The organism is Mycobacterium sp. E3247 (assembly GCF_001667785.1).
Lineage (GTDB): Bacteria > Actinomycetota > Actinomycetes > Mycobacteriales > Mycobacteriaceae > Mycobacterium.
The window spans coordinates 40,931-50,519 of the sequence record NZ_LZJG01000116.1 but is presented as its reverse complement, the minus strand read 5'-3'; the positions used below and the strand labels follow the sequence as shown (position 1 = coordinate 50,519).

Below are 9,589 nucleotides of genomic sequence, written 5' to 3'. Positions count from 1 at the left end.
CCGCGCTGGTCGTCATCGCGCCGGTCTGGTCACGGCGCCTGGTGAGCCGGGGCTGCCCCAGGCCGCTCGCCGACGCCCTGGCGATCGCCGTGGCCGCACACGTGGTGACCGCCCCGCTGGTGGCGGGTATTTCCGGGCGAGTCAGCCTGGTCGCAGTCGGCGCCAACCTCGCGGCGGCCCCGGCGATCGCGCCGATCACCGTGCTCGGCAGCGCGGCGTCGGTGTTGAGCGTGCCGTGGCCGGCCGGCGCCCAGCTGTTGATCCGTTTCACCGGCCCGGAACTGTGGTGGGTGGTGCGGGTGGCGCACTGGTCGGCCGGCGCGCCGGCGGCGACGGTGCCCGTTCCGGCCGGGGTGCCCGGAGTGCTGCTGGTCGCGGGGGTTACCGCGCTGATCGTCGTCGCGGTCACCCGGCTGCGCGGGCGCCGCCGGTCCGGCGCCGCCGCCCGGGTGGCCGCATTGACGGCTGTGCTCTGCGCGCTGGCCTGGTGGTTGTCGACGGCCCTGGATCCTCAGAGCGGCGTAGTCGGTCCGCCGTGACACCATCGTGGGGTGAGCGAGGATTCGCCGTTGCACCTGGTCCTGGGTGACGAGGAGTTGCTGGTCGAGCGGGCGGTGGCCGACGTGTTGCGGGCGGCGCGCCGGCGGGCCGGTTCGCAGAACGAGGCCGACGTCCCCGTCAGCCGCATGCGGGCGGGTGACGTCAGCACCTACGAGCTCGCCGAACTGCTGAGCCCGTCGCTGTTCGGTGATGAGCGCATCGTCGTGCTGGAGGCCGCCGGGGAAGCGGGCAAGGAGGCGGCCGCGGTGATCGCCGCCGCCGCGGCGGACGTCCCGCTGGGCACGATGCTGGTGGTCGTGCATTCGGGCGGCGGGCGCGCCAAGGCGCTGGCCACCGAGCTGCAGTCGCTCGGTGCCGTCGTGCACCCCTGCGCGCGGATCACCAAGGCCAGCGAGCGAATCGACTTCGTCCGCAAGGAGTTCCGCGCGCTGCGGGTCAAGGTGGACGAGGACACCGTGACCGCGATGCTGGACGCGGTCGGCTCCGACGTGCGGGAGCTCGCGGCGGCCTGTTCGCAGTTGGTCGCCGACACCGGCGGGGTCGTCGACGCCGCCGCGGTCCGCCGCTACCACAGCGGCAAGGCCGAGGTGAAGGGGTTCGACATCGCTGACAAGGCGGTGGCCGGTGACGTCGCGGGCGCCGCCGAGGCGCTGCGGTGGGCGATGATGCGGGGTGAGCCGCTGGTGGTGCTGGCCGACGCGCTCGCCGAAGCGGTCCACACGATCGGCCGGGTCGGCCCGCTGTCGGGCGATCCCTATCGGCTGGCCTCGCAGCTGGGGATGCCCCCCTGGCGGGTACAGAAGGCCCAGAAGCAGGCGCGGTATTGGTCGCGCGAGAGTGTTGCGGCGGCGATGAAGGTGGTGGCGACGCTCAACGCCAACGTCAAAGGAGCGGCGGCGGACGCCGACTACGCGTTGGAGTCGGCGGTCAGGACGGTGGCCGAGCTGGCCGCCCACCGGGGCCGGTGAGCGCGGGCCGGGCTCAGAGTTTGTTGAGCGCCCGGGCCAGGGCCGACTTCTTGTTGGCCGCCTGATTCTTGTGAATCACGCCCTTGCTGGCGGCCTTGTCCAGCTTGCGGGTGGTCGCCGCAAGCAACTCGGTGGCCTTCTCTTTGTCGCCGGCGTGGGTGGCCTCGCGGAATGCACGCACAGCGGTGCGCAGCGAAGACTTCACCGACTTGTTGCGCAGGCGAGCGCGCTCGTTGGTGCGGTTGCGCTTCTGCTGCGACTTGATGTTGGCCACGCTTGTAAGTTCCTTCTTCGATTCGACGTTTGTATGGGTGCCGGATATCACCACAGCGACTGCCCAGGTTATCAGTCGGTTACGTTTTCTCCCAAAACGGGAACCCGTGGCCTGCCCTAACGTCAATTTGAGGCAGCATCTGAAAAGTGAGTCTTCCGAGCCAGCTTGAGGAAAACAGGCGGGGGTTGCGTGCTGCGCGCGCCGAGCGGATCTTCGGCGGGTACAACACGTCGTCGGACATCTATTCGATGGCCTTCGACGAGATGTTCGACGCACAGGGCGCCGTCCGGGGCCCCTACAAGGGCATCTACGCCGAGCTCGCGCCGTCGGACGCCTCGGAGCTCAAGGCGCGCGCGGAGGCCCTGGGCCGCGCATTCCTCGACCAGGGCATCACGTTCTCGCTGTCGGGCCAGGAGCGGCCGTTTCCGCTCGACCTGGTCCCGCGGGTGATCTCGGCCGCCGAGTGGAGCCGGTTGGAGCGTGGCATCATCCAGCGCGTCAAGGCGCTCGAGATGTATCTCGACGACATCTACGGCGATCAGGAGATCCTGAACGACGACATCATTCCCCGCCGGCTGATCACCTCCTGCGAGCATTTCCACCGCCAGGCGATGGGCATCGTCCCGCCCAACGGCGTCCGCATCCACGTCGCCGGCATCGACCTGATCCGCGACGAGAAGGGCATTTTCCGTGTCCTCGAGGACAACCTGCGGTCGCCGTCGGGCGTCTCGTATGTTATGGAGAATCGGCGGACCATGGCGCGGGTCTTCCCGAACCTGTTCGCCACGCACCGGGTGCGCGCGGTCGACGACTACGCCTCGCACCTGCTGCGGGCCCTGCGCAACTCCGCGGCCACCAACGAGGCCGACCCGACGGTGGTGGTGCTGACCCCCGGGGTGTACAACTCGGCCTACTTCGAGCACTCGCTGCTGGCCCGGCAGATGGGCGTCGAGCTGGTCGAAGGTCGCGACCTGTTCTGCCGGGACAACCAGGTCTACATGCGCACCACCGACGGCGAGGTGCAGGTCGACGTCATCTACCGGCGCATCGATGACGCCTTCTTGGATCCGCTGCAGTTCCGCGCCGACTCGGTGCTGGGGGTGGCCGGCCTGGTCAACGCCGCGCGCGCCGGCAACGTGGTCGTCTCCAGCGCGATCGGCAACGGTGTGGGTGACGACAAGCTCGTCTACACCTACGTGCCCACCATGATCGAGTACTACCTGGGGGAGAAGCCGCTGCTGGCCAACGTCGAGACGTATCGGTGCTGGCTCGACGACGAACGCGAAGAGGTGCTGGACCGGATCGACGAGTTGGTGCTCAAGCCGGTCGAGGGGTCCGGCGGCTACGGCATCGTGTTCGGGCCGGAAGCATCCGACAAAGAGCTGGCCGCCGTGGCCAAGAAGATCCGCGACGACCCGCGCAGCTGGATCGCCCAGCCGATGATGGAGCTCTCGACAGTGCCGACGCAGATCGGGAACACCCTGGCGCCCCGGTACGTCGACCTGCGGCCCTTCGCGGTGAACGACGGCGACGACGTGTGGGTGCTGCCCGGCGGGCTGACCCGGGTGGCTCTGGTCGAGGGCTCCCGGGTGGTCAACTCCAGCCAGGGCGGTGGCTCGAAGGACACCTGGGTGCTGGCATCGCGGGGCTCGGACAGCGACCGGGAGCTCGGCGCGGCCGAAGTGGTGCGCTCGCTGCCGGAGTCCATTCCCGACCCGGCGCTCGACGGCGGGCAGCGGATGTCGCAAACACAGTCGCAACTCACGGAGTTGCCCCAGGAACAGCAGCTCCAGCAGCAACAGCGGCGGGGGAGGCGCTGATGCTGGCCCGCAATGCCGAGGCGCTGTTCTGGATCGGGCGCTACGTCGAGCGCGCCGACGACACGGCGCGCATTCTCGACGTGGTCCTGCACCAGCTGCTAGAGGATTCCAGCGTCGACCCCGACCAGGCGTCCCGCCTGCTGCTGCGGGTGCTCGGCATCGATCCCCCCACCCACGACCTCGACGTGTGGTCGTTGACCGACCTGGTGGCCTTCAGCACCAACGCATCCGGGGGTTCGTCGATCGTCGACGCCATCACGGCGGCGCGCGAAAACGCCAAGTCCGCCCGGGAGGTGACGTCCAGCGAGATCTGGGAGTGCCTGAACACCACCTACCATGCCCTGCCCGAACGCGAGCGCGCCGCCAAACGCCTTGGGCCACATGAATTCCTGGCGTACATCGAGGGCCGGGCAGCGATGTTCGCCGGGCTGGCCGACTCGACGCTGTCGCGCGACGACGGCTATCGCTTCATGGTGCTGGGCCGCGCGATCGAGCGGGTCGACATGACGGTGCGGCTGCTGCTGTCCCGGGTGGGCGACAGCGCGTCGTCGCCGGCATGGGTGACGCTGTTGCGCTCCGCGGGCGCGCACGACACCTACCTGCGCACCTACCGCGGCGTGCTGGACGCCGGCCGGGTCGTCGAATTCATGATGCTCGACCGGCTTTTCCCGCGGTCGGTGTTCTATTCGCTGCGGCTGGCCGAACACAACCTCGACGAGCTGCTGCACAATCGGCAGAGCCGGATCGGGGCGACGGGGGAGGCGCAGCGGCTGCTTGGCCAGGCCCGCAGCGAACTGGAATTCGTGCAGCCCGGTGTGCTCCTGGAGTCCTTGGAATTCCGCCTGGCCGGGCTGCAGCGAACCTGTCACGAGGTAGGAGAAGCATTGTCGGTCCAGTACTTTCACGTCACCCCCTGGGTGGCGTGGTCCGACGCCGGCGATCGGACCCGGCTGGTCGGCCGGCCGGGGGACAACTGATGTGGCGGCTGCGGGTGGTGCACACCACCGGTTACGCATACCAGTCGGCGGTCACCGCCTCCTACAACGAAGCGCGGCTGACCCCGCGGTCGAACTCCAGGCAGAACGTCATCCTCAATCGCGTCGAAACCATCCCCGCGACGCGGTCCTATCGCTACGTCGACTATTGGGGCACGGCCGTAACGGCTTTCGATCTGCACGCGCCGCACTCCGACCTCACGGTGACGTCCTCCTCGGTGGTCGAAACGGAGGGGCCCGAACCGCCGGTGACCGACGTCGACTGGAGCGAACTGCGGTCGGAGGCGGTGATCGATCGGTTCGACGAATTGCTACGTCCCACCGCGCACACCCCGGCGAGCAAGAAGGTCGGGTCGGTGGCGAAAAAGATCGTCAAATCCCACCGGCCCGTAGAGGCCGTCGCCGCCGCGGCCCATTGGGTGCGCGGCGAGCTGGAATATCTTCCGGGAACCACCAGCGTGCACTCGTCGGGACTGGACGCGTTGAACGAGGGCAGGGGCGTCTGCCAGGACTTCGTCCACCTGTCGCTGATGTTGTTGCGGGCCATGGGGATTCCCGCGCACTATGTGTCGGGTTACCTGCATCCCAAGCGCAACGCCGTCATCGGCGACACCGTCGACGGGCGCAGCCACGCCTGGATCCAGGCCTGGACGGGCGGCTGGTGGAGCTATGACCCGACCAACGAAACCGAGATCTCCGAGCAGTACGTCAGCGTAGGTGCCGGTCGCGACTACACCGACGTGCCTCCGCTCAAGGGCATCTACTCCGGTCAGGGGGCGACCGATCTCGACGTCGTCGTGGAGGTCACCCGGCTGGCGTAGCCCGGCGCAGCGACCTCCCGAATGACCGTTAAGGCGCGTCGATTTCGACGCGGTGCAGGTCGTCGCCCAGCTCGATCCGCCCGCCGAACTCCGAGCCCGCCAACGCCCGCCACTGTTCTTCTTGGCCCGGCACCAGCGCCGGCACGTAGTGGGTCATGACCAGGGTGCCGACTCCCGCGCGCGCCGCCGTCGCCGCCGCTTCCTGGACCGACGAGTGGTAGTCGCAGATGTCCTGGAGCCGCTGTTGCGGGATGTTGCCGACGATGTCCTTGCGGATCACGGTGTGCACCAGCGCGCCGGCGCCCGCCGCCAGCTGGTCGAGGCCGGCGCAGGGCACCGTGTCCCCGGCCAGCACCACCGACGCGGCCCCGTAGTCGATTCGGAACCCGACGGTCGGCGCGACCGGCCGGTGATCGGTCGGGGCCACGCGGATCGACACCCCGTCGCGGTCCCACACCATCTCCTCCGTGCATTCGTGGACCTCGACCGCCGGCGGGGCGTTCAGGTCGGCGTGATGGGCGATCCGGTACTCGATGTCGTGGCGGAACGCGTGCAGCGTCGCCTCCACCGTCTCCGCGGTCCCGGGCGGTCCGATGATCGGCAGCGGTGCGGGATCCGGTGCGAAGGTGCTGATCCACCGGGTGATGAGCAGATCGCCCAGATCCCCGATGTGGTCGCTGTGGAAATGGGTGATCAGCAGCGCCGACAATCCGGCCGCGCCCACACCCACCGCCGCCGCGCGCTGCAACACGCCACGCCCGCAGTCCACCAGGAAAACCTGGCCGCCGGCGCGCACCAGCGTCGACGGCCCGGCACGGTTCGGGTCGGGGATCGGGCTCCCGGTTCCCAGCAGCGTGATCTCGATCATGGCCCCTATCTTGCAAGCCCGGGCGCGCGGCGGCAGCTCAATCGGGCGATCCGGGCCGACGCGGCCCCGGGGTGGTTTCGAACGACGACGTCAGGGTATGGACACGGATCGGCCACCGGTTCTCGTCGCGGCTTTTGCGCCGCGCAAGTTAGCCGTAGCCTGATGTGAAGCGGATCACAACCGGCTTGGAGGCCTTGATGCGGATTGCAGACGTCTTGCGGAACAAGGGCGCGGCGGTGGTGACCATCAACCCCGAGGCGACGGTCAAAGAGCTGCTCGCGGGCCTCGCCGAGCAGAACATCGGGGCCATGGTGGTGGTCGGCGACGAGGGCGTCGTCGGCATCGTCTCCGAGCGTGACGTGGTGCGCCAGCTGCACACCCATGGCGCCAGCGTGCTGTCGCGGCCGGTCTCCAAGATCATGACCGTCACCGTCGCCACGTGCACCAAAGCCGACACGGTCGACTCCCTGAGCGTGCTGATGACCAAGAACCGGGTGCGCCACGTGCCGGTGCTCGACGGCAAGAAGCTGATCGGCATCGTCAGCATCGGCGATGTGGTGAAGACCCGCATGGAAGAGCTCGAGGCCGAGCAGCAGCAGCTGCAGTCCTACATCACCCAGGGCTGACCCGCCGGTTCGCCGAACGTGCACTCAGGGCGAAGATTCGGCCGTTTTTTCGCCGTGGTTACACGTTCGGCGGGAGTCCTAGCTCCAGGCGTAGTCCGCCCGTAGCCGGGCGGCGATGACGTCGAAGATCTCCCGGTCCAGGATCGCGCCCTCGCGACGAATGCTCTCTTCGGGCACGTCGAGCACCCGGTCCAACCGGACCCAGCTCGGTCTGCCCTCGTAATCCCACGCGCCGGAACCGATCCCGATCCAGTCCCGGTCCTCGGCGTGGCGCTCCTGGCTGGACACCATCAACCCGAGCAAGACGCGGCGGTCGCGACCGACCACCAGCACGGGGCGGTCCTTGCCGCGCGTGGGGTCGTCCTCGTAGACCACCCACGTCCAGACGATCTCGCCGGGATCGGCCCGGCCGTCGAGGTCGGGCGCGTAGACCAGCTTGCGCGCGCGCTGCGCGGTGGGAAAGCTCGTGTTGGTCACCGGGCGGCCCGCCGCGATCGCGGGCTGTTGCGGCGCGGCGGCCGCGATGACGTTCGCGGTGATCTTGACGGCCTGTTGCAGTTCCCGCAGCACGGACTGCGAGTTCTGCACGTGCCGGGCCAGTCGCGGGGCCCGGTCGAACACCAGGTTTTCCGCGAACCGCTGGAACGTCTTCCACTGGGATTTGCGGGCAGACGCCATATTCGCAGCATAGACGCGCCGCGCCCGGGCGCGATTGTGTCCGAGTAGGTCTCGGCGGCCGGCCCTGGATACCCTGGACATACCCATGAGCCGGTGTTCAAGCGGCCGCAAGCATGTGCAGACCAGGAGATTCCCATCAGCAGTTTCGCCGACAAGACCTTCACCGCGCCGGCGCAGATTCGGAACTTCTGCATCATCGCCCACATCGATCACGGCAAGTCCACGCTGGCGGACCGGATGCTTCAGCTCACCGGCGTCGTCGATGAGCGGTCAATGCGCGCGCAATACCTGGACCGGATGGACATCGAGCGGGAGCGCGGGATCACCATCAAGGCGCAGAACGTGCGGCTGCCGTGGCGCGTCGATCAAACCGATTACGTCCTGCACCTGATCGACACCCCGGGCCACGTCGACTTCACCTACGAGGTGTCTCGCGCGCTGGAGGCGTGTGAGGGCGCGGTGCTGCTGGTCGACGCCGCCCAGGGCATCGAGGCGCAGACGCTGGCCAACCTCTACCTGGCGCTGGACCGCGACCTGCACATCATCCCGGTGCTCAACAAGATCGACCTGCCCGCGGCCGACCCCGAGCGCTACGCCGCCGAACTCGCCCACATCGTCGGCTGCGAACCCGGCGACGTGCTGCGGGTGTCCGGCAAAACCGGGGAGGGCGTCGCCGACCTGCTCGACCATGTGGTGCGCGAGGTGCCCCCGCCGCAGGGCGACGCCGACGCGCCCACCCGCGCGATGATCTTCGACTCCGTCTACGACATCTACCGCGGCGTGGTGACCTACGTCCGGGTGATGGACGGCAAGATCGTCCCGCGTGAGCGGATCAAGATGATGTCCACCGGCGCCACCCACGAGTTGCTCGAGGTGGGCATCGTCTCGCCCGAACCGAAGCCCAGCGAGGGCTTGGGAGTGGGTGAGGTGGGTTACCTGATCACCGGCGTGAAGGACGTCCGCCAGTCCAAGGTCGGCGACACGGTGACGACGGCCCGGCACGGCGCCACCGAGGCGCTGACGGGTTATCGCGAACCCAAGCCGATGGTCTACTCGGGCCTGTATCCCGTGGACGGCTCCGACTACCCGGACCTGCGTGATGCGCTGGACAAGCTGCAGCTCAACGACGCGGCCCTGACCTACGAGCCAGAAACGTCGGTGGCGCTGGGCTTCGGGTTCCGGTGCGGCTTCCTGGGCCTGCTGCACATGGAGATCACCCGCGAACGCCTGGAACGCGAGTTCGATCTGGACCTGATCTCGACGTCACCCAACGTCGTCTACCGCGTCATCAAGGAAGACGAGACGGAGATCATCGTGACCAACCCGTCCGATTGGCCCGAGGGCAAGGTCCGCACGGTTTACGAGCCCGTCGTCAAGACCACCATCATCGCGCCCAGCGAGTTCATCGGCACCATCATGGAGCTTTGCCAGTCGCGCCGCGGCGAGCTGGGTGGCATGGACTACCTCTCACCCGAGCGGGTCGAACTGCGCTACACCATGCCGCTCGGCGAGATCATCTTCGACTTCTTCGACTCGCTGAAGTCGCGAACCCGCGGCTACGCCAGCCTCGACTACGAGGAGGCCGGCGAGCAGGAGGCCCAACTGGTCAAGGTCGACATCCTTCTGCAGGGCGAGGCCGTCGACGCGTTCAGCGCGATCGTCCACAAAGACGGGGCATCGGCGTACGGCAACAAGATGACCACCAAGCTCAAAGAGCTGATTCCGCGCCAGCAGTTCGAGGTGCCGGTGCAGGCGGCCATCGGATCGAAAATCATTGCCCGCGAGAACATTCGGGCGATCCGCAAGGACGTGCTGTCCAAGTGCTACGGCGGGGACATCACCCGCAAGCGCAAACTGCTGGAGAAGCAGAAGGAGGGCAAGAAGCGGATGAAGACCATCGGGCGGGTCGACGTGCCGCAGGAGGCCTTCGTGGCGGCGCTGTCCACCGACGCCGCGGGTGAGAAGGGCAAGAAGTAGC

At 68.2% G+C, this 9,589-nt stretch carries 9 protein-coding genes and 1 pseudogene; 7 read left to right on the top strand and 3 right to left on the bottom strand.

All coding sequences use genetic code 11. The features are described 5' to 3' along the window. Together A9X04_RS06210 and holA are read left to right on the top strand one after the other, a co-directional pair. A partial coding sequence (locus A9X04_RS06210; RefSeq protein ID WP_197509064.1) for a ComEC/Rec2 family competence protein occupies positions 1-539 on the top strand: 539 nt, incomplete at its 5' end. A gap of 30 nt (positions 540-569) precedes the next feature. Further along, positions 570-1,529, top strand: a complete 960-nt coding sequence (gene holA, locus A9X04_RS06205) for a DNA polymerase III subunit delta (RefSeq protein ID WP_156764237.1) — start codon at positions 570-572, stop codon at positions 1,527-1,529. Between the two features lie 13 nt (positions 1,530-1,542). Here holA and rpsT read toward each other — a convergent pair whose 3' ends face one another. Then, positions 1,543-1,803, bottom strand: a complete 261-nt coding sequence (rpsT, locus tag A9X04_RS06200) for a 30S ribosomal protein S20 (RefSeq protein WP_067918734.1) — start codon at positions 1,801-1,803, stop codon at positions 1,543-1,545. Positions 1,804-1,949: 146 nt separating this feature from the next. Between rpsT and A9X04_RS06195 the strand changes: the two genes are divergently transcribed. The 3 genes from A9X04_RS06195 to A9X04_RS06185 are packed head-to-tail and all read left to right on the top strand — an operon-like array spanning position 1,950 to position 5,439. Next, the gene (locus A9X04_RS06195; RefSeq protein WP_067918732.1) at positions 1,950-3,623 is read left to right on the top strand and encodes a circularly permuted type 2 ATP-grasp protein; all 1,674 of its coding nucleotides are present in this window, start codon (positions 1,950-1,952) and stop codon (positions 3,621-3,623) included. Continuing rightward, positions 3,623-4,600, top strand: coding sequence for an alpha-E domain-containing protein (locus A9X04_RS06190; protein WP_067918730.1), 978 nt, complete (start codon positions 3,623-3,625; stop codon positions 4,598-4,600). The genes A9X04_RS06195 and A9X04_RS06190 overlap by 1 nt, the downstream gene beginning before the upstream one ends. After that, a complete protein-coding gene (locus A9X04_RS06185) occupies positions 4,600-5,439 on the top strand; it encodes a transglutaminase family protein (protein WP_067918728.1) in 840 nt (279 codons plus the stop codon). The genes A9X04_RS06190 and A9X04_RS06185 overlap by 1 nt, the downstream gene beginning before the upstream one ends. Before the next feature lie 28 nt (positions 5,440-5,467). Here A9X04_RS06185 and A9X04_RS06180 read toward each other — a convergent pair whose 3' ends face one another. Beyond that, positions 5,468-6,307, bottom strand: coding sequence for a ribonuclease Z (locus A9X04_RS06180; protein ID WP_067918726.1), 840 nt, complete (start codon positions 6,305-6,307; stop codon positions 5,468-5,470). 197 nt (positions 6,308-6,504) lie between these two features. Here A9X04_RS06180 and A9X04_RS06175 point away from each other — a divergent pair, with 197 nt between their 5' ends. Next, a complete protein-coding gene (locus tag A9X04_RS06175) occupies positions 6,505-6,933 on the top strand; it encodes a CBS domain-containing protein (RefSeq protein WP_067918750.1) in 429 nt (142 codons plus the stop codon). A 78-nt stretch (positions 6,934-7,011) separates the two neighbouring features. Here the strand turns inward: A9X04_RS06175 and A9X04_RS06170 are convergent, their stop codons facing one another. After that, positions 7,012-7,611, bottom strand: a complete 600-nt coding sequence (locus tag A9X04_RS06170) for a type II toxin-antitoxin system PemK/MazF family toxin (RefSeq protein WP_067918724.1) — start codon at positions 7,609-7,611, stop codon at positions 7,012-7,014. Here A9X04_RS06170 and lepA point away from each other — a divergent pair. Continuing rightward, positions 7,593-9,588, top strand: a pseudogene (gene lepA / locus A9X04_RS06165) (translation elongation factor 4). The gene A9X04_RS06170 and the pseudogene lepA sit on opposite strands and share 19 nt — an antisense overlap. Position 9,589: the final 1 nt, after the last annotated feature.